We start from the raw sequence: 21,030 nt of genomic DNA, 5'->3' as shown, positions 1-21,030 counted from the left end.
GGACTGCGCTGAGTGCGCCAGCAGGCTCAGGCGGCGAGCTCGCCGATCCTGAACTGCGCGAGCTGCTCGGCCACCCGATCGCTGCCCTCGTGCTGGCCGGTGAAGGCCTCGGTGCCGTCGCTCCCGCACAGCGACTCGATCGCGCCCTCACCCCCGGGATGCTGGGCGATCCAGTCGCTGAGGTCGTAGACGCCGCCGTCGATCGCGGCCCAGCAGGACTCGGCGCCGTCGTGCTCGGCAACCTCATCCATCGTGTAGGTCTCAGCCTCGGACTCGGTGGCGGCCGAGGACGACTCCTCGGCGCTGGTGCCCGCAGGGTCGTTCGTGGCCATGGCCCCTGACCACGCGGCCTGGGCGCCCGTGTGACCGGTCTGCACGGCGAAGATCAGCACGGCCGCGCCCGTCAGAGCGCTCAGCGCGCCCAGGACCGTCGGCAGCGCACCTGCGCCCGAGCCCTCGACCTCGCCACGCTGCTTCCGGTCGGCGAGGACCCGGCCGATCCACCAGGCCGTCGTCAGCACGAACAGCGCGATCGAGGCCGCGAGCAGGCGGTTCGCGGCGTCGGCGTGCTGCTGCGGCATGCCGACCTGCTGGGCGAAGGCATCGCCGGAGATCAGGGCCAGGATGACCCCGGCCAGCCCGAGCGCGGCGCCGATCACGGACAGGCCCAGGACGCGTCGGCGCACGGCTGGCACCACCGCCGCGACGATCAGCAGGATGGCCGTCAGCGGCAGCACCACGACCGGAAGATGCACCACGAGCGGATGCAGAGGAAGGTCGCCTACGGCGGTGAACGGACTGGTCTGCAGGGGAATCTGCGAGTTCATGCTTCCACGGTACGGGAAAAAGATGACACGTCCCTCAAATTGTCGGACTCAGTGGAGTAAGACCCCGCACGTCGCTGACGCGGGAAGCTTCCGTGACGGGTCAGGAGCGCTCGTCTGCCAAGGCTGCGGGCGCCTCCGAGGCCTGCGTCGAGTCGCTCGCCTCCGCTGTGCTGCGACCCGCCACCGGTGCGGGGCGGCGCCGGCGTCGGGTGGTCCCGCTGATCCAACGGGCCAGGGCGCCGCGGGAGGCACGGGCCTGCTCGGCAGCCGCCGACGACAGCCCGTCCTCTGGCGAGGAGGCGATCAGCGCGTTGACGAAGCGCACGTCTGGGTTGGGATCCACGAGCAGGGCCTTGACCAGCAGCGTGGCCGGCAGGGCGAGCAGCGCCCCCAGCGGGCCGAGCACGAGCGACCACAGCAGCACGGAGACGAACGAGACCATCGGGGTGACTCCCACGGCGTCGCCGGTGAACTTGGGCTGGATGAACGACTGCATGACCAGGTTGATCACGCTGAAGCCCAGGATCACGGCCAGCGCATCGAGCCAGCCGCCCTCGAGCAGGCCCATCATGGTCGGCGGGATCATGCCGATGACGAACCCGATGTTGGGGATGTAGTTCGTCACGAAGGCCAGCACCGCCCAGACACCGGCCAGCGGGATCCCCAGGGCCCACAGGTAGCCCAGGTCCATGAGCGCCACGATCAGCCCGAAGACCGTCGTGACGATCCAGTACCTGCGCACCCCGGCGGCGAAGCTGAGCAGCGCGCGGCCCACCAGGGGCTTCTGCAGCAGGATCACGCCCATCCGCCGCCGGATGGTCATGGAGTCCAGGGTGAGGAAGAAGATCGCGGTGATGACGATCGCCAGCATGGTGGCCACTCCGGACACGTTCGAGGCCACATCGAGCAGCCATTCCGTCGAGAAGCCCACGATGTCGGGCACATTGGCTTCGATGTTGGCCGCCATGGTCTCGGTCGTCACGCCGAACTGCGCGAGCCACTGCATGAGGTCATCGCCCAGCGCGGCGAACTCTCCGGAGTAGCCGGGCAATGCCGTCAGCAGCGCGAAGATCGCCCATCCCATGGAGTAGAAGAAGGCCAGCAGCGCGATCAGCACCACTGCCAGAGCGGTGATCGCGGCCAGCCAGACCGGCCACCGCAGCCTTCGCACGAGCCAGGCGTGCAGGGGGTGGACGATGATCACCATGTTCAGCGCGAAGAAGACCGGGGCGATGAAGCTGGCGTAGCGGCTGATCCCCTCCAGAGCCAGCAGTGCCGCCGCCACCCCGACCAGCATCAGCACCAGACGACGCGACCCGGCCTCGCCCCCGCGCATCGAAGCGGCTGTGTCGAGGGTCGGCCCGGCCACCTCTTCCTGTCCCTGTGGCTGTCCGTCATCAGGGGATCCGTCGCGTGCGGCCTCGAAGGCCTCGACCGGGGTAAGGGCGGTGCGGTCCTCGGCAGGCAGCCCCGTCTCCGGGGATTCCTGGACGGGCTGCTCGTCCAGCAGATCCGCGAGACCGGCGGACTCATCGGCCGGATGATCCGTGGGCGTGGGTCCTGTGGATTCAGGTGATCCGGCACTCGAGTTCGACCGCGCAGACGACGCTGTTCCGGGCTCACCGAGCGTCGAGCGGTCGGTCTTGCGGGTTCCGTGCGGCTCAGCCGGGGACATCGAGGCTCCTGTGGGGCAGCGGCGCCGCGGCTGCGACGCACGGGCGGCCCTGCGGCCGTCGAGCAGATCCTAGACCCGCCTGATGTCCCGCAGATGTCCGGGCGCCCGAGCGGCCGCATCGCCGCTCCCCTTCCAGCGACTGGCCGATTGCCCACCGCTCCTGGATCCGGTGGCCGCTTCCTCACCGCAAGCCGCCGGAACCGGTGACGACTCGGCCTGTCGGTGGCGGTGCGGTTCGGATTCGGGCAGTCGGGTGGGGGCTCAGGGCCCGGGCGCACGCAGATAGGGTCGGGCCATGACCGAAGCTCATGCCGACTTCCCCGCCCAGCACCTGCCGGATCTGCCCCTGTCCACGCCTGCGGTGGTGGTGGATCGTCGGATCCTGGATGCCAATATCGCTCGGGTGGCCGACTCGGCGGCTCGGCGCGGCCTGATGCTGCGCCCGCATGCCAAGACGCACAAGATCCCGGAGATCGCCCGCCGGCAGATCGACGCCGGTGCGGTGGGCCTGACCGTGGCCACGATCGGCGAGGCGGAGGTCTTCGCCGGTGCCGGCATCGAGGACCTGTTCATCGCCTATCCCCTGTGGGTCGACATGCGCAAGGCTGTGCGGCTGAAGCTGCTGGCGGAGAAGACGCGGCTGCGCATCGGCACGGATTCGGTCGAGGCCGTTGAGCAGATCGCCCGCGAGCTGGGCGATGCGCCGCTCTCGGTGTCCCTGGAGCTGGACAGCGGCCACCACCGCAGCGGCGTGCTGCCCGACGACGCCCTGCCGATCGCGCAGCGCGCCCGGGAGCTGGGCGTGCAACTGGACGGCCTCTTCACCTTCCCGGGGCACAGCTACGCCCCGGGCGAGCAGTCCTCGGCGGCCACCCAGGAGAGCGCGATCCTTGCAGGCACTGCCCGAGAGCTGCGCGAGGCCGGCCACGAGATCGTGCACGTCAGCGGCGGCTCGAGCCCCACCGCCGAGGTGGAGGAGCCCACGGCGGCGCAGGAGATCCGCCCGGGCGTCTACGTCTTCGGCGACGCCCAGCAGCTCGAGCTCGGGCGCATCGGCATCCAGGACGTGTCCCTGTCGGTCGCGGCCACCGTCATCTCCCGCCACGACCACGAGGAAGCGGAGGACGACGGACCGTCGTTGCGCCGGATCGTGCTGGACGCGGGCTCGAAGGTCCTCGGCAGCGACCGCCCGGCGTGGGCCACCGGTTACGGGCGCCTGCCGAACCACCCGCGGGCGCGGATCACGGCGCTGTCCGAGCACCACGCGACCGTCGTCTTCCCGCCCGAGGACGCGCTGCCGGCCATGGGCGAGCAGCTGCGCGTGATCCCCAACCACGTGTGCCTGACCCTGAACCTCATCGGCTCCGTCACGGTGATCGACGGCGGGGCCGTGCTGGGCTCGTGGAAGGTCGCCGCCCGCGGGCTCAACAGCTGAAGCGCTCGAACCCGACGACGACGCCTGCGCTCAGGCGAACGCGCTGAAGCCCGTCAGGTCTCGGCCGATCAGCAGCGCCTGCACCGACTCGGTGCCCTCGTAGGTGTGGATCGCCTCGATGTCCGCCAGGTGGCGCATGACCCCGTTGTCGATCAGGATGCCGTTGCCGCCCATGAGGTCGCGGGCCTCGGCGGCGATCGCGCGGGCCGTGCGGGTGTTGTGGTATTTCGCCAGCGAGGCCTGGGTGGGCCGCAGATGCCCTCCGGCCTCGGAGGCGGCGAGCTGGGAGCAGTACAGCTGCATGGACGTGAGCATGGACAGCATGCGGGTCAGCCGCTCCTGCACGAGCTGGTGCTCAGCCAGGGGCTTGCCGAACTGGCGTCGCTGCTTGGCGTAGGACAGCGCGGACTCGAAGCAGCCGGTCGCGTGGCCCAGCGCGGACCAGGCCACCCCGGAGCGGGTCGCGTAGAGCACGCGCGAGGCGTCGCGGAAGCTCGTGGAGCCGGGCAGCACGGCATCTGCGGGGACCTTCACATCCTCCAGGCGGATCAGCGCCTGGTCGATCGCGCGCAGAGCGCCCTTGCCCTTGATGACCTCCGCGCGGTAGCCGAGCGTCTCCTGCGGGATCAGGAAGCAGCGCACCGAGCCGGTGGCCCCGGGCACGCCCTCGGGCACGGAATCGTCGACTACGCGCGCCCACACGAAGCTGATCCCACCGGCGGCCCCGTTGCCGATCCACTTCTTGGCCCCGCGCAGCGTCCATCCCTCGGCCGTGCGCTCGGCGACGGTCTCCAGCTGCGCGGAGTCCGAGCCGTGATCCGGTTCGGTGAGTGCGAAGGCGCCGAAGACCTCGCCTGAAGCCAGCGGCTTCGCCCAGCGCTGCTGCTGCTGAGGGCTGCCGTGCAGGATCAGGCTGCGCAGGGCCAGACCGCCCTGCACCGCCACGATGGTGCCGAGCGAGCCGTCGATGCGGGAGAGCTCCATGTTCACGAGCCCGGCCCCCAGCGGGGACATCTCGCTCAGCAGGGGGTGCTCGAGCCCGTCGACGAACAGGTCGGCGGCCCCCAGCGCGGCAACAGCCTCGAGCGGGTACTCGTGGGCGTCCCACGCCGCGGCCATGCGCTCCTGCAGCCCGGTGCCCACCTCCCGAGCCCGTTCCCAGAGCTCGCGGTCGGCCTCCGGGATCTGCGTGAAGAGGCTGTAGTAGTCGATGTCCAGGGCGTGGGTCACCGAGTACTCGGGCTCGGTGGCGCCCGGAAGCGGGGTCTCAGTCATGGCCCCACTCTAGCGATACTGCGTCTCAAATGGAATGAAACGCAGTATCACCTCAGCTCAGAGCTCTGCGCACCTTCTCGACGACAGCGTCGACATCGACCCCGGAGCCCGACGACGACGGCGCCGTGGCCACCACGACCGTCACCGCATCCGCCGCAGAGCTGTCCGCCCGACTGCCTCCATCGAGCACGCCTGGACCGTCGTGCGCGCCCGGGTCGCCGTGGCCATCGCCGTCTTCGCCGGTTTCGCCGCCGAGCCCCGCCGAGCCGGTCGCCAGCCGGGAGCGCAGATCTTTGAGGGCTGCGCGCAGAGACTCGACGGCCGCGTCGACGACTTGCGGCTGCTGGGCATGCTCATCGCGCAGCAGAGAGCGCAGCGCGTGATTGTGCGCCGCGGTCACGGCGGCGGCGAAGACCACGGTGCCCAGGGAATCCGCCTGCGGCAGGTGGGCGCGCAGGGTCTGGACGAACAGCCGCTCGTAGCGCCGCTCGGTGACGATCTCGCGCTCGCGCAGAGCCGCCACGGAGCGGACCACGCCGTAGCGTCGCCGGGCCGCCGGAAGGTCTCGAGCCAGGTGGGACAGGACCTGCAGGGAAGCCTCGCACACGATCACGTGCGCATCCGCCCCGTCCTCCGCGAGCCGCTGGAGCATCCAAGCCTCGATGCGCTCGAGCAGCGGGGGGTGATCGGCGAAGACGGCGTCCTCCTTGCCGCCCACCTGACGGAAGAAGGTGGCTCGGGAGATGCCCGCCGCGGCGGCGATGTCCGCCACGCTCGTGGCTTCGAACCCTTCGCGCTCGAACAGCTCGACGGCCCAGCGCACCGACTGGGTGCGCAGGTCGTCCTCGGCGGGATCCGCAGCGCGTACGGGATCGACTGAGGGCTTCGACGACGGGGCGACTGGGCGCGAGCGCCCTCCTGCCGCAGAGGTCTCGCTCACGGGCTGCTGCGCGGGGTCCATGGCTTCGGGACGCTACCAGCCCTGCCGAGGATCAGTCCTCCGAGCGCACCGCCTTCAGGATCTCGTCGTGCGTGTGGCCGCCGCCGGCGCCGCCCTCCACATGGCGGGGACGACGCTCGCGGACGGCGATCTCCCAGCGCGAGGAGCGCTGCAGCGCAGCCTCCAGATCGTCGATCGAGAGGTAGTCCTCCGGATCGAAGCCGCGAGCCCGGGCTTCCTCGGGGTCGATGTCCGCGTGGCCGACGAACAGCAGCGTGCCTCCCGGGGCGACTGCGCCGAGCAGCGCGATGAGGTTCACGCCCTCGGGCTGCGACGGCAGGGCCGGGTAGAACACCGAGACGAGGTCGAAGCCATCCTCGGGCAGCTCGACGTCGTCGAGCCCGGAGTGGATCCACTCGGCCTGCACACCGGCGGCCTCCGCCGCGGCGCGGGCGTGCTCGAGAGCCACCCCGGAGATGTCCAGGCCGGTGACCTGCCACCCCTGTTGGGCGAGCCAGACGGTGTCGGCGCCCTCTCCGCAGCCGACGTCGAGCGCGGTGCCGGGCTCGAGGCCTGCGACCTCGGCCACGAGCGCCTGGTTCGGCTGGCCGCTCCAGCGACGCTCGGCGGGCGAGTAGATCGCATCCCATGCCTCGGCGGTGTTCCCGCGGCGCAGCAGCTCGAGGTCCTCTCCCCCGCCGTGGTCATGGTCGTGGGAGTGGCTGTGCGGCTGCGGGGTGCTCATCGAATCGCTCATGACCACGATTATGAACCGCGACGGGTGCGGGCCGGACCGCGGGGCCGCCCGCACCCGTCGCCGCGCTCAGCGCGGGTGGTGCCCGCCGTCGTGCCCGGACGATCCGTGACCGGCGTGGAAGGTCATGATGTCCCGCGGCAGGACCGTGAAGGGGCGCATCATCGTGTGATCCTCGTGATCCAGGATGTGGCAGTGGTACATGAAGCTGCCCGAGGCCCCCTCGAAGTGCCCGGCCACGCTGTACCATTCGCCGGCGTTCATGGTCCACGTGTCCTTGGGCGCGCGCACCAGATCGTCGAACTCCTCCGGCGGCACGGGCCTGCCCACCAGCGGGGCCGTGGTGCGGGCCCGCACCGGATCCCACGAGGCCGGGTCGATCCGGCGGCGTCCGATGGCCTGGAAGTCGGCCATGTGGATGTGCATCGGATGCGCCGGGCCGCCCAGGTGCAGGAAGTGCCACACGGCCCAGTCCCCGCGGTTCAGCCGGATCGTCGTGGCATCGTCGAAGAGCTTGGCCACCGGGCGCAGCGAGCGGACCGCTCCGCCGTGCTCCACGACCTGGATGAGCTCGCGCTCCGGCAGAGTCTCGCCCGCCGGGATCTCCGCCAGCTCCCACATCTCCGGGTGCACCCCGCCGGCCGGTCCTGGCGGGATGACCCCGACCCAGAGGTGCTCGTGGTGCTCCACGATCTCGTGGCCGGCTCGCAGACGCCCTCCCTCCAGGTGCTCATACCTTCGGAACGAGCGGTCGAGCACCGCCGGCGGCTCCCACGTCTCGCGGCCGCGCCCGCGGGCGCGGCCCACGCGCAGCTGCAGGATCGACGCCTCAGCGTCGCCAGGCACGGCGTGCAGCACGCCGTCCTCGTTGCGCAGCTCGACGGGCGTCTCGTCGAGCCCGCGCAGGTCCACGAGCACGTCCAGCCGCTCGCCGGGCCCGAGCACGACCGTGTCGCCGAAAGGCCGGTGAGGGGCCGGCAGCAGTCCGGCATCCGCACCGATCACGACCAGGCGCCCGCTCAGCCGCGAGGCGGCCTTGCGCGCCGCCCGCACCTGCGCATCGCCCGAGGCCCACTGGGCATCCCGGGAGCCTTCCGTCCTTGCCGGATCGCGGCGCGGGTCGTGCAGCGCGAGCCGCAGGACCCGGGAGTTCGAGGCATTGAGCAGCCGCAGCCGATGCCAGCGCGGCTCGACGTCGACGAAGGGCCAGATCCTCCCGTTGACCAGGCTGTACGGCCCGACGATCGGGACCTCCCCGGGCTGCCCGCCGGGCGTGAAGGTGAATCCCGCCTGCTTGTAGAGCATCCGTCCGGTGAGGCCCCCTGGCCCACGGCCCGCAGGAGACGTCTCGAGATTGCGGTCCCCGATCATCAGCGGGATCTCGCGCTCCCCGTCGGGAAGCCCCAGGGAGCGCTCGTTCCTGTCGCGGATCAGCCAGAACCCGGCCAGTCCCGCGTACACGTTGAAGCGAGTCACGGCCATGGCATGGTCGTGGTACCACATGGTCCGGGCGCTCTGCCGGTTCGGATAGCGGGTGCGGGCGGTATCGCCCAGGGCCAGGACGTTGTGCGCCCAGCCGTCGTCGTGGCCGTTGGTCAGCGCGCCGTGGACATGGACGGAGATCCAGCCGCGCAGCTGCTCGGTGCCGGGCAGGGCAGGAAAGGCCCTCGGTCCGCTGCCGCGCGATGCCGACCAGCCGCCGGGGCTCACGGCTTCGGTGAGGTCGCCGTTGAACGGGAGCCCAGGTTCCGGCCGCTGCGGGACGCGCACGACGTCGTAGGGCAACGCAGCCGGGGCGCCCTTGCAGTCGCCCAGGCTGTTGACCCAGTCGATCTCGAGGGCCTGGTCGCGCTCGACCTCGATCGTGGGCCCCGGGCAGAAGCCCTCCCATCCCCAGATCTCGGTCTCCGGCAGCTCGGCATGCAGCCTGGTCCGCACCACGTCCGCGCGGATCTCCAGACCGCGCCCCGACGGACGCCGCGAGGCCCGCAGCACCGGCGGGATCGGGAGCCGGTCGACGAACTTCTTCAGGATCAGGTTCGACGGCACGGGGCCGCCGGCCCGGGACGGCGCCGGCCGGGCGGTCTCGGGGCGGACGGCCTCCGGGAGAGCAGCCTCCGGAGCAGGCGCCTGCGGGCCCGGCTCCACGTCCCTCAGGGGCGGAGCCGAGCCGGTGGCGGCCAGGAACGCGTACTCGAGGGTGCCCGGCTCGGGCAGAGTCGCGGAAGGATCAGGAGCTGGTGCGGAGGAGTCGGCGGCGGAGCGGTCGGCAGAGGCGGATCGATCGGACATGGCAGTGTCCCTTCGGCGAGGTGAGCGGCGTGCGCTTCTCACCCTTCTCCGTGATTCATGATCGCACAATATTATCGACTGCAATGTTGTGCGATCGCAACCTTCGGAGGGTGCTCCCGGCCTCGGTGGCTCCCGGAGTCAGCGCCCCGGCCGGGCTCGGCGTGCCCGCGCATGTGATCCTGGCGGCCTGCCAGGCGGCAGCGGCATCCGGCAAGCTGCGCCACGCGGACGTGGTCGAGCTGAATCCTGCCTTCGACGTGGACTCCCGCACGGCGCGCACCGCCGCGCGGCTGATCCACACGATCCTCAGCGAGGCAGCGCGGACCCGGTGAGACCGCTGGCGGCGAGCTCGCGGTCGAACTCACCGGCCAGGTGCCGCTGGTGGATCTCCGCGGCCACGTGGAACGGACGGGCTGGGGCATGCCAGTCGTGGAAGTCGATCACGATCGGCTCCCCGCGGTGCATGGTCATTCGCGTGGAAGTGCCGTTCGAGCGCAGCCGTCGACCGTCGCGCAGGATCACTACCACGGCGCCTGACCAGTAGAAGCTCCTGTCGACCTCGAGATGATCCACCGCCGGCCAGGGAATCTGGCGAGTGCGCCCCATCCTGCGCACGACCAGGCCACGCGAGGTGACGGTGAAGCGCCACAGCTGCGACATCCACAGCAGCGTGCACAGCCCCGCTGTCGGCAGCACCATCACAGCGACCAGGACGATGCCCGTTCGCCAGCTCCCGTTGGCCAGCACGATGGTCGGCACGATGCCCGCCAGTACGAGGAGCATGCCGATGCACAGCGCCGCGAGCACCCGGAACAGGACATGGCAGCGCGCGGAGTAGAACACGAAGCCCCCGTCGACGCTGCCTTGGTCCCTCTGTGCGGATGCCATAGTCCGAGTTTACCTCAGCAAATTCCACCCTGCCATGCGTGCGATGCCTACGCTGGCCCCATGCACAGCACGGAGCAGCTCGCGATCCTCGAGGAGGACGGGCTGCTGATCATCCCCTCGAACCCGCGCCGCACCGCCCTGAGGCTTCTGGGCGGTCTGATGGTCTCGGCCGTCGGGGCGCTGCTGTGCGCGCTGGCCGGGCGCGGGCTGGAGTCCGTCGCACAGATCTTCCTGCGGCCCGGACTGTGGCTCGGTGCCGTGCTCGTGGTCCTCGGGTGCCACGCGGTGCGACGCGCTCTGGGCATCCGCCGCTGCGGCCTCCAGCTGATCCTCACGGACGAGTCCCTGGTGTTCGAGCACAGGCCGGAAGGCACCTGGTCCACTCTGCACCGGCTGCGCTGGGACGAGATCATCGCCTTCGCCCCGGCCCACGGGTCGCTGCCCGGGGCGGCCGGGCACGTTCTCTACACGCTGCGCCCGGCAGCGGCCCGACGGATCGACGAGCAGCGCGCCGCCCTGGACGATCCGGCGCACCGCCCGAGCTGGGCCGAGCGCGCCACGCAGATCGAGTCGGGCCGCGGAGCCATCCCCGCGCAGATCGGCGACGGACCGACGCAGCTGCTGGAGACCCTGCGCGCCGCCCACCGCCGGTTCGGCTGAGTCCTCAGCTCGAGTGCTCGGTCTCCCGCCGACGCCGCAGCCCGACCAGCACGTCATGAAGCGCCTCCCGCTCGGAGGAGTCCAGCTCGATCCCGAGCTCGATGGCGGCGTCGACGGCCTCGCGCGCAGTGATCTCCTGGTGCTGCGTCGGCTTCCCGTCGGCGCGCACCACCCGGGTGGTGTCCGTGATGGAGACGTGGCCCTCATCCGTCCAGCGGTTGGCCATCAGCATCACGGTGAACGGGCCAGGGGCGAGGCCGCCGGAGGTGATCTGGTCCCCGGTGTGCATGTCGACCGGGCGCACGGGCAGCCTGTCGGAGACGTGCTGGAACTCGCCGTCGCGGTGCAGCGCCCAGCCCGTGGACGGCCCCTCCCCCACCAGGCTCAGCTCGAAGAGCCGGCCGCCCTCGTCGCGCACCGCGCCGTCGCGAAGGGGCATGGGGCCGCGGATGCTGAAGCCGAAGCCGGGATCGGCGAACCAGGCGCCGTCGTCGAGCCGGACCTCGAGCGAGGTGTGCGTGCGCGCCCGATCCGGGGAGCCCACCCGGCCCAGGTGGCGCGTGACCTCGAATCCCAGGTGCTCGAGGGCCGCGGCCATCAACTGCCCGTGGGCGAAGCAGTAGCCACCGCGGCGTCGTTCGATCAGCTGCCGCTGCACGGCCGCCGGCGCCGCACCGGGGTAGGTGCCCAGCAGGATGTCGACGTTCGTGAACGGCAGCGTGCGCACGTGCGCCTGGTGCACGGCCTCGAGCAGCTCGAGGCTCGCGGGGCCGGGTTCGATGCCGATCCGCTGCAGATAGGCGGGGATGTCGAAGTCCTCGGTGCGCCACGAGGATCCGGTGAGGTCGGCGGGCATGGTGCTCCTTTACGAGCCGCGCGCCGACGCTCGTCGGCGCGCGTCGGCCCTGAGCCGAGCCTAGGCCAGACGGGGCTCCCCGGTCCGCGCTGGCTCCTCCGACGCCCTCCGGCTGGAATGATGGACGGATGTCCCCTTCGAGCACCCCTTCCTCCCACGCCACCGCACCGCCGCCGGAGAGCACAGAGACCGCATCGAGCGGCCGTCGCTCCGGCGCCGTGCTGGTCGCCTCCCTGATGCTCTTCTCGATGTTCTTCGGCGCCGGGAATCTGATCTTCCCGCCGATGCTCGGCGCTCAGGCGGGCTCCAGCACGACACCGGCCCTGCTCGGCTTCCTGAGCACCGGCGTCCTGCTGCCGGTCCTGGCCATCCTGGCCATCGCCGTCACCGGACGCGATCTGCAGGATCTGGCCAACCGCGGCGGACGGGTCTTCGGCGTCGTGTTCACCGTGCTCGTGTACCTGTCGATCGGCGCGTTCTACGCTCTGCCGCGCACAGGGTCGGTGAGCTACGAGACGGCCGTCGCCCCCTACCTGGGCGAGGAGTCCCTGTGGATCGCCGTGGCGTTCAGCGCCGTGTTCTTCGGGATCTCGCTGCTGCTGGCCTTCGACCCCAGCGGGATCGTGGACCGGCTCGGACGCTTCCTGACCCCGGCGCTGCTGATCCTGCTCGTGGTGCTGATCACGATGGCTGTGCTGCGTCTGAGCGCCCCCGGCCACGGCCCCACCGAGGAGTACGCCTCCGCCCCGTACGTCACGGGCTTCCTGGAGGGCTACAACACCATGGACTCGCTGGCCGGTCTGGCCTTCGGGATCATCGTGGTGGCCAGCCTCCGGGCCAAGGGCGTCTCCGACGGCCCCGCGATCGTGCGCGGAGTCAGCCTGGCCGGCGTGATCGCCGGCGTCCTGCTGGCCGCCGTCTACATCGGCCTGGCGATCGTGGGGCTGCGGATGCCCGAGGGCCAGTCCCACCCCGACGGCGCCTCGCTCCTGGCCGAGGCCGCCGTCCAGGTGCTGGGCGGACCCGGGGCCGTGGTGTTCGGGCTGATCGTCGTGCTGGCCTGCCTGACCACCTCCGTGGGGCTGATCGGGGCCACCTCGGAGTTCTTCCACAAGCTGGTCCCGGCCCTGTCCTACCGGGTGTGGGCGATCCTGTTCACGGTCATCGCGTTCCTGGTCTCCACCGCCGGGCTGGAGACGGTGCTGGCCATCGCCGGACCGATCGTCGGCTTCCTCTACCCGGCAGGCATCACGCTGATCCTGCTCACCCTGATCGAGCCGCTCACGCGCCGGCGCCTGAACCTGACGTTCCGCCTGGCCCTGGCGGTGGCCATTGTGTGGGCCGCGCTCATGACGCTGAGCGATCTGGGTGTGGGCGCCGACCCGATCGAGACGCTGATCGGCTGGACGCCTCTGCACGCGCAGGGCATGGGCTGGGTCGTGCCCACGGTCGTCGCGGCCGTCGTCGGGTTCGTCGTGGACCTGGCCCGCGGGGCCTCCGACCCCGTTCCGGTGGGCGGCGAGTCGCAGGAGGCCGCTCAGGAGCGGGTCGACGCCGCCTCCTGAGTCAGTCCGCCAGGTTCGAGAGCGCGGTGCGGAAGGCCTGCTGCGCGGACTCTCCGAAGGGCACGAAGACGACCTCGTCGATCTGCTGCCCCACCTCCGCCCGCATCGCCTCCGACGTCTCGACGGCGATGCGGGCGGCGTCGTCCATGGGCCAGCCGTAGACGCCGGCGGAGATCGCGGGGAACGCCACGGTGCGCGCGCCGATCTCGGCGGCGACGCGCAGGGACTCCCGATAGCAGGAGGCCAGCGTCTCGGACTTGTCGATGGTCTTGGCATAGGTGGGCCCCACGGTGTGGATGACCCAGCGTGCGGGCATCTCCCCGGCCGTCGTGGCCACGGCCTGGCCCGCCGGGAGGCCGTCCGGCAGCTGCTCGGCGCGCAGCTGCTTGCACTGCTGGAGGATCGACGGGCCGCCGGCGCGGTGGATCGCGCCGTCCACTCCCCCGCCGCCCATCAGGGACGAGTTGGCCGCGTTGACCACCGCGTCCACGTCCATGGTCGTGATGTCACCGGGCTGAATGCGAAGCTCCATGACGTCGAGCCTACGCGGGGGCGCTCCCGTTCCGCTCAGTCGATCAGCTCGTGCAGCAGCTGCTCGAACTCCTCCGGCTTCTCCGAGTGCACCCAGTGGCCCGCGCCCTGGACCGTGCGCAGCTCGACGCGCGGGAAGAGCTGGGACATCAGTGGCAGGTGCGCCTCGCTGACGTAGTCGGACTCCGAGCCGGCCACCCACAGCACGGGGCCGTCGAAGCTCTGGTTCGTGACGGGGAAGCCGCCGATCTCCTCCAGGGACTGATACAGCAGCTCGAGGTTCGGCTGCCACCCCCAGGCGCCGTCCGAGTAGCGCAGATTCTGCAGCAGGAAGAGGCGCACGGAGTCCTTGGGGATGGCCTCAGCCAGCTTGGCATCGGCGTCGCCGCGGTTCTCCACGTTCGCCAGGTCCAGCTCCCGCAGGCTGCCCAGCAGGTGCGGGAACTCGCCGCCGTCCTCCCAGGAACGGCCCGGGGAGATGTCCACGACCATGAGCCGCTCGATCAGCTCCGGGTGGCGCAGGGCGATCAGCATGGCGACCTTGCCGCCCATGGAGTGGCCCACGAGCATGATCTTCCGGTCGCCGGCCTTGGCGCGCAGGGCCTCTGCGACCGTGTCCGCCATGTCCTCGTAGGAGAACTCGTCCGTCCACCCCGAGGTCCCGTGGTTCGGCAGGTCCACCAGCAGGCTCGTGCACTGGGCCGAGAGGTCCTTGGCGAAGCGCGTGAAGTTCTTGCCGCGCCCCATCAGCCCGTGCAGGAACGCGACGACGACGGGGCCATCGCCCACGGTGGAGATCGTGACGGACTCGGCGGCTTCAGACAGTGCGGACATGGGATCGACGATAGCCGCGGGTGACGACACCCGAACGGTGCACGAGGCGACGGACCCCTAGGGTGAGAAGGCCCTCGACGCCGATGCCCAGGACAGCGCCATGACCATCCCGCCCTCAGCCGCCGCACCGCATGAGCCCCTGCAGGCTCCCCGCACCACCCGAGGGAGGCTGCGCCTGATCGGGCCGGGGATCGTCCTGGCGCTGTCGAGTGTTGGCGCCTCGGACATGATCACCACACTGAACTCGGGCGCCGAGCACGGGCTGGCCCTGATCTGGGTGTTCACGGTCGGCATCCTGCTCAAGTTCGTGCTCTCGGAGGCCGTGGCCCGCGTGCAGATGAGCGGCGACCGCTCGCTGATGTCGCACATGGGCACCGCCGGCGGGCGCCTCTTCCCAGTGGTGTTCCTCGTGGCCGAGCTGCTCGTGGGGCTGTTCTTCGGCGCCAGCGTGGTCTCGGTGTGCGCCATGATCCTGCAGAGCCTCATCCCCGGGCTGCCGTTCTGGCCCACCGCGATCGTCGTGCTGGCCTCGGCCATTTTCATGCTGTGGGTCGGGCGCTACGGGTTCGTCGAGAAGGTCATGATGGGCTTCGGCATCCTGATGTTCTCCGGCATCGTCGCTCTGGCGATCACCACGGCCCAGGGTCAGGAGGCTCAGGAGATCGCCACGCAGACCCTCGTGCCCGTCATGCCCGGCGGGTCCCTGATCACCGTCCTGTCGCTGATCGGCGGCGTGGGCGGAGCCACCGGGATCCTTGCCTACTCGTTCTGGATCCGGGAGAAGGCCTGGCGCGGCGTGCAGTGGAAGGCCACGATCCGCACGGATCTGCTCATCAGCTACGGCGTGGTCTTCGTGTTCGCGGTGGCCATGACGATGGTCGGGGCGTTCCTGCTCTACGGCCAGGGCTTCACCATCTCGGACAACGGCGCCATGTTCGCCATGGCGGACTCACTCGGGGCCTCCCTGGGCGGCTTCGTGCGTCTCGTCTTCCTGCTCAGCTTCCTGGCGGTGGTCTACACGAGCGTGCTCGGCGGCTTCTCGGGCATCGCCTACGTGACCGCCGACTGCCTGCGCGTGCTGCGCCGCTACCCCCATCAGGACGCCCCGGGTCTGGACATGTCCTCCAAGGCGCCCGAGTTCCGCATCGCCCTGATCTACCTGACGATCTGCGCCCTGGCCATCATGGGCACCGGCCGGCCGGTGACGCTCGTGCTCATCTACGCGGCGATCAGCGCCTTCATCCTGCCGGTGCTGGCCATCGCCCTTCTGGTGCTGCTCAACCGCCGTGGGATCCACGAGACGCTGCGCAATCGCGCACCGGCCAACGTCCTGCTCTCGGTGTGCTTCCTGCTCTTCGGCTTCCTGGCCGCCATGCAGGTCGTGGAGTCCGTCGGGGGCCTGCTGGGCTGACGACCCGCTGGTCCCGACGACAGCCGCGGGTCCCTCTGCGCTGGGCCCCGCTCAGCCGGCCGCAGACTCCGCAGCGATTCCCGCGGCCTCGGCGATCTCCCCGTAAGCCCGCGCAAGGTCGTCCACGGAGGAATGGGCGTTCAGTCCGCTCGGATTGGGGGCCGCGAACAGCCGCGTCCCCTCCCACGGAGACTCCTGCTCCCCTGTCGTCGCCCGAGGCAGCCCGAAGGCCGTGCGGTAGGCGGTGATCCCGACGACGGCCACCACCGTCGGGCGATGCTCCGCGACGGTCGCGGTGAGCCTGTCCCGGCCCGTGCGCAGCTGCTCGCGGGTGAGCTCGTCCGCCCGGGCCGTGGCCTCCGGCCACAGATTGGTGATGCCGATGCCGCGCGAGGTCAGCTCCGCCAGGTCGTCGTCGCTGAATCCGTTGGCCGCCCGGATCAGGTGCCCCGTGATCCCGGCTCGGTGCAGCGCGGGATAGAAGCGGTTGCCGGAGCCGCTGAAGTGCGCGCCGGTGGCCGCGGAGCGCAGGCTCGGATTGATGCCCACGAACAGCAGCCGCAGAGGGTCGGGCAGCAGGTCCGGGACCTCCCGTCCGTAGTGCTCCTCCAGCTGCACCCGTGTGAATCCCATGGCCCCAGGCTATGACCTCGATAGAGCGCGGATTATGCGGCTGCAAGCACCTGATTGTTATCGGAAGGTGATCGGATTCCCAGGTTGAGGGCCCAGACATTCAGGTTCGTCTCCCTATGGTGGGGACTCCCCCGGCGGTCCCGAGGAAGCACTGGAAGAAGTGGGGCCGCCTGATCGCACGGAGGTGTGAGATATGCGCAAGAGCATCCGCCGAACCCTGGCCGTCCCCATGCTGGCCGCTGCGGCAGTGGCCGGCTCGGCCGCGGCAGCCAACGCCGCCCCGGCCCAGGAGTCCGCCCCCGCCGCCGAGCAGACCGGCACCGGCGTCATCACCGCTGACGGCCAGCCGACCACCAACGGCGACTACCGCCAGGATCTGGCTGCGGTCGTGACCTTCCCGCAGGCCGATCCGACCGTGCAGGACTACGTGCAGATCACCTTCCACGGGGTGCCCACGGGTCCGCTGGTGCCGCTGGATGAGAACGGCCAGGCCGAGGTGCCGCTGTACATGTCTCCGGGCTCGTACTTCGTGGGTGCGAATTACGTGGAGGACGGCCAGGAGGTCACCGACTCCGTCCAGCTGCCCGGCTTCACCGCCACGGCTCCGCTGCCCGGTGAGGAGGACGCACCCGTCGTGCCAGTGCAGTGATCGGCTGACGTCCTCAGCGCACGAGACCTGCGCCGTCCCCCTCAGGGCGGTGCGGGTCTCGTCGTCTCCGGCCCTGGGCCGCGCATCCGGCCGAGCCCTCCCCTACCCTGCTGTCCATGACTGCTCCTCCGAATCCGCCGCAGCCGCTGCTGAGGCTCAGTGCCAACCACCTGCGCCCTGCCGATGAGACCGATGGCCTCGGCAAGGTGCTGGCCTGGAACCCGGTCCAGCTGATCACCGGCGGATTCGGGTACCTGGCCGACGGAGGCCACCTGCTGATCTGGCCGAACGGCGTGAGCTTCGAACCGCACTCCATGAACCTTCCCGGCGGGCAGTGGTGGGCTCCCGCTGAGACGATCCGCGTCGTGCGCACCTTCTCCCAGCAGGCGCTCAAGGGCCTGGAGATCGAGCTGCAGGACGGCGCCACCCGCAGGTTCGTCGTCGGCGACCGCGAGAACGTCCTGGAGACGCTGCGAGCGCTGGGCCTACCGACCGGCTGAAGCAGGCGGCGCCGGGGACCAGCCGCCCCTGCTCATCCCATGCCTAGGGGCCCGTGCTGGTGAAGCGCTCGCGGAAGCCGCTCGGCGTCACCCCGAGCTGTCGTAGGAAGGCGCGGCGCATCGTCTCGTCCGACCCGAATCCAGCTCGCCTGGCCACTGACGTCAGCGGCATGTCGCTGTGGATGATCTCGCGGGCGGCGTCGACCCGCGCGGCCTCGAGCCACTGCATGGGCGACAAGCCTGTCTGCGCCCTCACCAGCCGGTGCAGCTGCCGAGAGCTCACCCCCAGGCGCTCGGCCATGGACGCCACGGAGTGACTGCGCTCCGGATGCTCGATCACCTCGCCCATCACCGTCTGGAGCCCCGCATCGCCCACGGTCGCCTGTCGCAGAGCGGAGGAGAACTGCGCCTGTCCGCCCGAGCGCTGCATGAACACCACGAGCTCGCGGGCGGCCTCACGCGCCGCAGCCGCCCCCAGATCCTCCTCGACCAGAGCCAGGGTGAGGTCCAGTCCCGCGGAGATGCCCGCCGAGGTCGCGATGCGTCCATCACGCACGTGGATGACGTCGGGCTGGACGTCGAGCAGGGGGAACCGGTCCGCCAGCGCCTGCGCATGGCGCCAATGAGTGGTCACGCGGCGTCCGTCGAGCAGTCCGAGCCGGGCCAGCACGAACGCTCCCGTGCAGACCGACGCTACCCGGCGCGCGTTCTGGGCCAGGTCCCCCGCCAGCTGCAGCAGCTCGTCCTCGATCGGCTCGGCGACCAGCCGGTCCCCGCCGACGACGATCACCGTGTCCGCAGCGCCTTCTGCGCTGGGCGACTCCGTGAGGACCTCGAGCCCCGCCGACGAGCGCACCCGGCCGCCGGCGGCGGAGACCAGACGCGTGCAGTACAGCTCCCCGGACGGATCGGCGACGCGCAGGACCTCCAGCGGACCTGTGGCATCCAGCAGGGTCATACCGTCGAACACCACGATGTCCACGCGGCGCATCGGAGCCGCACCGTCTGCGGTCATGTCCGATTCCGAGGGGATGCAGGCTGATGGAACATGGCCCGATCCTATGCGGCGGACCAGGGTGGCTATCAGCATCTTCACCGCACCGAAAGGATGGATCCCATGCCCGAGATCATCGCCGGCATCACCATTCCCGACAGCGCCGTCGCCCGGGAGGCCACTGAGCTGGTCCGCGACGTCGAGTCCGATCTGCTGTATCACCACAGCCGTCGCGTGTTCGTCTTCGGCTCCCTGCGCGGGCACGCCCTGGGCCGCGGATTCGACGACGAGCTGCTCTACATCTCCGCGATGTTCCACGATCTCGGGCTGACCGAGACATACCGCTCCGACGACCTGCGCTTCGAGATCGACGCCGCGAACGTCGTGCGGGACTTCCTCACCGGTCACGGCTACAGCCAGCACGACGCCGAGGAGGCCTGGGCCTCGATCGCGCTGCACACGACCCCCATGGTCCCGCTGCACATGTCCCCGCTCATCGAGCTGGTGACCCGCGGCGTGGAGCTCGACGTGATGGGCGTGGACTACCACGAGCTCACCGACGCCCAGCGCAAGGAGATCACCTCCGTGCACCCCCGCCCACGCTTCAAGGAGGGCATCATCGAGTCCTTCGCGCAGGGCTTGTTCCACCGCCCGCAGACCACGTTCGGCAACGTGAAGGCCGATGTCCTGGCCGATCAGATGCCGGGCTTCGAGCGCGGCAACTTCGTCGACGAGATCCGCGGCTCCGACTGGCCCGAGTGATCTCGCACCCCGTGCGATCACCGCACGACGGCGGGTCCCCTGCGCAGAGCTGCGCAGGGGACCCGTCGTCGTGGGCGGCCGTGGGCCGGCTGAGCCGAAATCGCAGTATGTGAACCGCCCCACATGCAGATGGCTCGGCTCGTAGACTCGAGCCATGACGCAGACCTACGACACCATCCTCGTGGAGACGAAGGGGCGGGTCGGGATCATCACCCTGAACCGCCCCAAGGCCCTGAACGCGCTGAACTCGCAGGTGCTGGCCGACGTCCTGCACGCCGCCCGAGCCTTCGATGCCGACCACGGGATCGGCGCGATCCTGCTGACCGGCTCGGACAAGGCCTTCGCCGCAGGAGCCGACATCAAGGAGATGGCCGATCGCGGCTTCGCCGAGATGTTCGCCACCGACTGGTTCGCCGGCTGGCAGGGCCTAGCCGAGATCCGCACCCCCACCATCGCCGCCGTGAGCGGCTACGCCTTGGGCGGCGGCTGCGAGCTGGCCATGCTCTGCGATCTGCTGATCGCCTCCGAGACCGCCAAGTTCGGACAGCCGGAGATCAATCTGGGCGTGCTGCCCGGCATGGGCGGGTCGCAGCGCCTGACGCGGGCGATCGGGCGCCCCAAGGCCATGGACATGGTCCTCACCGGGCGCCAGATGGATGCGCAGGAAGCGGAGCGCGCCGGGCTCGTCTCGCGCGTGATCCCCGCCGACGAGTTCCAGGACAAGTCCCTGGAGATCGCGCAGACCATCGCCTCGAAGTCGCTGATCGCGACCATGGCCGCCAAGGAGGCGGTGCACACAGCCCTGGAGACCCCGCTGTCACAGGGGCTGGTCGCCGAGCGGAGGCTGTTCCACGGCCTGTTCGCCACGGAGGACCAGAAGGAGGGCATGGCCGCGTTCATCGAGAAGCGCGACCCGGAGTTCAAGCACCGCTGAGCTGCGGCGCTCGCCCAGCGGTCGGAGAACGACGAAGCCCGCCGTCCCCGACAGGGGCGGCGGGCTTCATCATGCCGCGACCGGCGAAGCGATGCTTCGGATCAGGCCTCGGTGGTCGTGGCCGGGCGGGCGCCCAGCTCGGAGTCCATGCGCAGCAGGCCCGAGCCGTCGTCGCCGACGAGGCGGATGCGGCCGATGATCTCGTCGACCGTGGACTCCTCCTCGATCTGCTCCGAGGTGAACCAGTTGAGGATGGGGCGGGAATCGAAGTCGCCGGCCTCTTCAGCAGCGCGGTAGAGGTTCTGGATGGCCTCCGAGACCTTCTGCTCGTGCTTGAAGGCGGCCTCGAAGAGGTCCAGAGCGGACGGGGCGGCGAACTGGGCCGGGGCGTTCAGGCTGCCGATCTGGACGTGGCCGTCACGGGCATCGACGTGGTCGATGAACTTGTTGGCGTGGACGATCTCCTCATCGGCCTGGTGGCGGAACCACGCGGCCATGCCCACGAGGTCCATGCGCTCGGCCTCGACAGCCAGCTGGCGGTAGACCAGCGAGGCCTCGAACTCGAGGGTGATCTGATCGTTGAACTTGGCTTCCATCTGCTGTGAAATCTTCATA

21 protein-coding genes and 1 pseudogene are annotated in these 21,030 nt (G+C 70.4%); 9 read left to right on the top strand and 13 right to left on the bottom strand.

Going from position 1 to position 21,030, the window contains the following annotated elements; genetic code table 11:
- Positions 1-26: 26 nt before the first annotated feature.
- Positions 27-827 carry a cytochrome b5 domain-containing protein gene (locus QSJ40_RS04750; RefSeq protein WP_285729251.1) on the bottom strand — a complete coding sequence of 267 codons (801 nt, stop codon included), beginning with the start codon at positions 825-827 and terminating at the stop codon, positions 27-29.
- A 100-nt stretch (positions 828-927) separates the two neighbouring features.
- Positions 928-2,502: an AI-2E family transporter gene (locus tag QSJ40_RS04745; RefSeq protein WP_241180046.1), complete on the bottom strand. Its 1,575-nt coding sequence runs from the start codon at positions 2,500-2,502 to the stop codon at positions 928-930.
- Positions 2,503-2,797: 295 nt separating this feature from the next.
- Here QSJ40_RS04745 and QSJ40_RS04740 point away from each other — a divergent pair, with 295 nt between their 5' ends.
- Entirely contained in the window at positions 2,798-3,937 is a 1,140-nt protein-coding gene (locus QSJ40_RS04740) for an alanine racemase (RefSeq protein WP_285729246.1), read from the top strand.
- A 30-nt stretch (positions 3,938-3,967) separates the two neighbouring features.
- Here QSJ40_RS04740 and QSJ40_RS04735 read toward each other — a convergent pair whose 3' ends face one another.
- The 4 genes from QSJ40_RS04735 to QSJ40_RS04720 form a co-directional block, all read right to left on the bottom strand.
- Positions 3,968-5,212 carry an acyl-CoA dehydrogenase family protein gene (locus tag QSJ40_RS04735; protein ID WP_285729244.1) on the bottom strand — a complete coding sequence of 415 codons (1,245 nt, stop codon included), beginning with the start codon at positions 5,210-5,212 and terminating at the stop codon, positions 3,968-3,970.
- A gap of 52 nt (positions 5,213-5,264) precedes the next feature.
- Complete coding sequence (locus tag QSJ40_RS04730; RefSeq protein ID WP_285729242.1) at positions 5,265-6,173, bottom strand: TetR/AcrR family transcriptional regulator; 909 nt, start codon at positions 6,171-6,173, stop codon at positions 5,265-5,267.
- A 31-nt stretch (positions 6,174-6,204) separates the two neighbouring features.
- A complete protein-coding gene (locus tag QSJ40_RS04725) occupies positions 6,205-6,909 on the bottom strand; it encodes a class I SAM-dependent methyltransferase (protein WP_285729240.1) in 705 nt (234 codons plus the stop codon).
- 66 nt (positions 6,910-6,975) lie between these two features.
- Complete coding sequence (locus tag QSJ40_RS04720; protein ID WP_285729238.1) at positions 6,976-9,198, bottom strand: multicopper oxidase family protein; 2,223 nt, start codon at positions 9,196-9,198, stop codon at positions 6,976-6,978.
- A gap of 110 nt (positions 9,199-9,308) precedes the next feature.
- Here QSJ40_RS04720 and QSJ40_RS04715 point away from each other — a divergent pair.
- A pseudogene (locus tag QSJ40_RS04715) lies at positions 9,309-9,530 on the top strand (arginase family protein); the annotation flags it as partial.
- Here the strand turns inward: QSJ40_RS04715 and QSJ40_RS04710 are convergent.
- The gene (locus tag QSJ40_RS04710) at positions 9,505-10,086 is read right to left on the bottom strand and encodes a PH domain-containing protein (RefSeq protein WP_285729236.1); all 582 of its coding nucleotides are present in this window, start codon (positions 10,084-10,086) and stop codon (positions 9,505-9,507) included. The pseudogene QSJ40_RS04715 and the gene QSJ40_RS04710 overlap by 26 nt on opposite strands.
- Before the next feature lie 60 nt (positions 10,087-10,146).
- Here QSJ40_RS04710 and QSJ40_RS04705 point away from each other — a divergent pair, with 60 nt between their 5' ends.
- Complete coding sequence (locus QSJ40_RS04705; protein ID WP_285729234.1) at positions 10,147-10,746, top strand: hypothetical protein; 600 nt, start codon at positions 10,147-10,149, stop codon at positions 10,744-10,746.
- A gap of 4 nt (positions 10,747-10,750) precedes the next feature.
- Here QSJ40_RS04705 and QSJ40_RS04700 read toward each other — a convergent pair whose 3' ends face one another.
- Positions 10,751-11,602, bottom strand: coding sequence for an arylamine N-acetyltransferase family protein (locus tag QSJ40_RS04700; RefSeq protein ID WP_285729233.1), 852 nt, complete (start codon positions 11,600-11,602; stop codon positions 10,751-10,753).
- Positions 11,603-11,730: 128 nt separating this feature from the next.
- On the opposite strand from QSJ40_RS04700, the gene brnQ reads away from it, so the two are divergent.
- Entirely contained in the window at positions 11,731-13,167 is a 1,437-nt protein-coding gene (brnQ, locus tag QSJ40_RS04695) for a branched-chain amino acid transport system II carrier protein (protein ID WP_268142529.1), read from the top strand.
- A gap of 1 nt (position 13,168) precedes the next feature.
- On the opposite strand, the gene QSJ40_RS04690 is transcribed toward brnQ, so the two are convergent.
- Both QSJ40_RS04690 and QSJ40_RS04685 read right to left on the bottom strand, forming a co-directional pair.
- Positions 13,169-13,699, bottom strand: coding sequence for an O-acetyl-ADP-ribose deacetylase (locus QSJ40_RS04690; protein ID WP_251714815.1), 531 nt, complete (start codon positions 13,697-13,699; stop codon positions 13,169-13,171).
- A 35-nt stretch (positions 13,700-13,734) separates the two neighbouring features.
- Positions 13,735-14,532: an alpha/beta fold hydrolase gene (locus tag QSJ40_RS04685; protein ID WP_251714814.1), complete on the bottom strand. Its 798-nt coding sequence runs from the start codon at positions 14,530-14,532 to the stop codon at positions 13,735-13,737.
- A gap of 100 nt (positions 14,533-14,632) precedes the next feature.
- Here QSJ40_RS04685 and QSJ40_RS04680 point away from each other — a divergent pair, with 100 nt between their 5' ends.
- Positions 14,633-15,943: an Nramp family divalent metal transporter gene (locus tag QSJ40_RS04680; RefSeq protein WP_285729225.1), complete on the top strand. Its 1,311-nt coding sequence runs from the start codon at positions 14,633-14,635 to the stop codon at positions 15,941-15,943.
- A gap of 51 nt (positions 15,944-15,994) precedes the next feature.
- Here the strand turns inward: QSJ40_RS04680 and QSJ40_RS04675 are convergent, their stop codons facing one another.
- A complete protein-coding gene (locus QSJ40_RS04675; protein WP_206389895.1) occupies positions 15,995-16,576 on the bottom strand; it encodes a mismatch-specific DNA-glycosylase in 582 nt (193 codons plus the stop codon).
- A gap of 193 nt (positions 16,577-16,769) precedes the next feature.
- On the opposite strand from QSJ40_RS04675, the gene QSJ40_RS04670 reads away from it, so the two are divergent.
- The gene (locus tag QSJ40_RS04670; RefSeq protein WP_053447028.1) at positions 16,770-17,225 is read left to right on the top strand and encodes a hypothetical protein; all 456 of its coding nucleotides are present in this window, start codon (positions 16,770-16,772) and stop codon (positions 17,223-17,225) included.
- Positions 17,226-17,341: 116 nt separating this feature from the next.
- A complete protein-coding gene (locus tag QSJ40_RS04665; RefSeq protein WP_137801924.1) occupies positions 17,342-17,725 on the top strand; it encodes a hypothetical protein in 384 nt (127 codons plus the stop codon).
- A gap of 43 nt (positions 17,726-17,768) precedes the next feature.
- On the opposite strand, the gene QSJ40_RS04660 is transcribed toward QSJ40_RS04665, so the two are convergent.
- Positions 17,769-18,740 (bottom strand): GlxA family transcriptional regulator, encoded by a 972-nt coding sequence (locus tag QSJ40_RS04660; protein WP_285729219.1) that lies wholly within the window; start codon positions 18,738-18,740, stop codon positions 17,769-17,771.
- Positions 18,741-18,842: 102 nt separating this feature from the next.
- Here QSJ40_RS04660 and QSJ40_RS04655 point away from each other — a divergent pair, with 102 nt between their 5' ends.
- Together QSJ40_RS04655 and QSJ40_RS04650 are read left to right on the top strand one after the other, a co-directional pair.
- Positions 18,843-19,481 carry an HD domain-containing protein gene (locus tag QSJ40_RS04655; RefSeq protein ID WP_285729217.1) on the top strand — a complete coding sequence of 213 codons (639 nt, stop codon included), beginning with the start codon at positions 18,843-18,845 and terminating at the stop codon, positions 19,479-19,481.
- A gap of 154 nt (positions 19,482-19,635) precedes the next feature.
- Complete coding sequence (locus QSJ40_RS04650; protein ID WP_285729215.1) at positions 19,636-20,415, top strand: enoyl-CoA hydratase; 780 nt, start codon at positions 19,636-19,638, stop codon at positions 20,413-20,415.
- 101 nt (positions 20,416-20,516) lie between these two features.
- Here the strand turns inward: QSJ40_RS04650 and QSJ40_RS04645 are convergent, their stop codons facing one another.
- Positions 20,517-21,029: a ferritin gene (locus QSJ40_RS04645; protein WP_061711078.1), complete on the bottom strand. Its 513-nt coding sequence runs from the start codon at positions 21,027-21,029 to the stop codon at positions 20,517-20,519.
- Position 21,030: the final 1 nt, after the last annotated feature.

The sequence above is a fragment of the Kocuria sp. NBRC 114282 genome (genome assembly GCF_030268385.1).
GTDB lineage: Bacteria > Actinomycetota > Actinomycetes > Actinomycetales > Micrococcaceae > Kocuria > Kocuria palustris.
This window is presented reverse-complemented; position numbering and strand designations above follow the sequence as displayed.

Excerpts from the sequence above, each read along its gene's own strand:
- QSJ40_RS04750 (WP_285729251.1), bottom strand. The coding sequence starts at position 827 with ATGAACTCGCAGATTCCCCTGCAGACCAGTCCGTTCACCGCCGTAGGC.
- QSJ40_RS04745 (WP_241180046.1), bottom strand. The coding sequence starts at position 2,502 with ATGTCCCCGGCTGAGCCGCACGGAACCCGCAAGACCGACCGCTCGACG.
- QSJ40_RS04740 (WP_285729246.1), top strand. The coding sequence starts at position 2,798 with ATGACCGAAGCTCATGCCGACTTCCCCGCCCAGCACCTGCCGGATCTG.
- QSJ40_RS04735 (WP_285729244.1), bottom strand. The coding sequence starts at position 5,212 with ATGACTGAGACCCCGCTTCCGGGCGCCACCGAGCCCGAGTACTCGGTG.
- QSJ40_RS04730 (WP_285729242.1), bottom strand. The coding sequence starts at position 6,173 with ATGGACCCCGCGCAGCAGCCCGTGAGCGAGACCTCTGCGGCAGGAGGG.
- QSJ40_RS04725 (WP_285729240.1), bottom strand. The coding sequence starts at position 6,909 with ATGAGCGATTCGATGAGCACCCCGCAGCCGCACAGCCACTCCCACGAC.
- QSJ40_RS04720 (WP_285729238.1), bottom strand. The coding sequence starts at position 9,198 with ATGTCCGATCGATCCGCCTCTGCCGACCGCTCCGCCGCCGACTCCTCC.
- QSJ40_RS04710 (WP_285729236.1), bottom strand. The coding sequence starts at position 10,086 with ATGGCATCCGCACAGAGGGACCAAGGCAGCGTCGACGGGGGCTTCGTG.
- QSJ40_RS04705 (WP_285729234.1), top strand. The coding sequence starts at position 10,147 with ATGCACAGCACGGAGCAGCTCGCGATCCTCGAGGAGGACGGGCTGCTG.
- QSJ40_RS04700 (WP_285729233.1), bottom strand. The coding sequence starts at position 11,602 with ATGCCCGCCGACCTCACCGGATCCTCGTGGCGCACCGAGGACTTCGAC.
- brnQ (WP_268142529.1), top strand. The coding sequence starts at position 11,731 with ATGTCCCCTTCGAGCACCCCTTCCTCCCACGCCACCGCACCGCCGCCG.
- QSJ40_RS04690 (WP_251714815.1), bottom strand. The coding sequence starts at position 13,699 with ATGGAGCTTCGCATTCAGCCCGGTGACATCACGACCATGGACGTGGAC.
- QSJ40_RS04685 (WP_251714814.1), bottom strand. The coding sequence starts at position 14,532 with ATGTCCGCACTGTCTGAAGCCGCCGAGTCCGTCACGATCTCCACCGTG.
- QSJ40_RS04680 (WP_285729225.1), top strand. The coding sequence starts at position 14,633 with ATGACCATCCCGCCCTCAGCCGCCGCACCGCATGAGCCCCTGCAGGCT.
- QSJ40_RS04675 (WP_206389895.1), bottom strand. The coding sequence starts at position 16,576 with ATGGGATTCACACGGGTGCAGCTGGAGGAGCACTACGGACGGGAGGTC.
- QSJ40_RS04670 (WP_053447028.1), top strand. The coding sequence starts at position 16,770 with ATGCGCAAGAGCATCCGCCGAACCCTGGCCGTCCCCATGCTGGCCGCT.
- QSJ40_RS04665 (WP_137801924.1), top strand. The coding sequence starts at position 17,342 with ATGACTGCTCCTCCGAATCCGCCGCAGCCGCTGCTGAGGCTCAGTGCC.
- QSJ40_RS04660 (WP_285729219.1), bottom strand. The coding sequence starts at position 18,740 with ATGACCGCAGACGGTGCGGCTCCGATGCGCCGCGTGGACATCGTGGTG.
- QSJ40_RS04655 (WP_285729217.1), top strand. The coding sequence starts at position 18,843 with ATGCCCGAGATCATCGCCGGCATCACCATTCCCGACAGCGCCGTCGCC.
- QSJ40_RS04650 (WP_285729215.1), top strand. The coding sequence starts at position 19,636 with ATGACGCAGACCTACGACACCATCCTCGTGGAGACGAAGGGGCGGGTC.
- QSJ40_RS04645 (WP_061711078.1), bottom strand. The coding sequence starts at position 21,029 with ATGAAGATTTCACAGCAGATGGAAGCCAAGTTCAACGATCAGATCACC.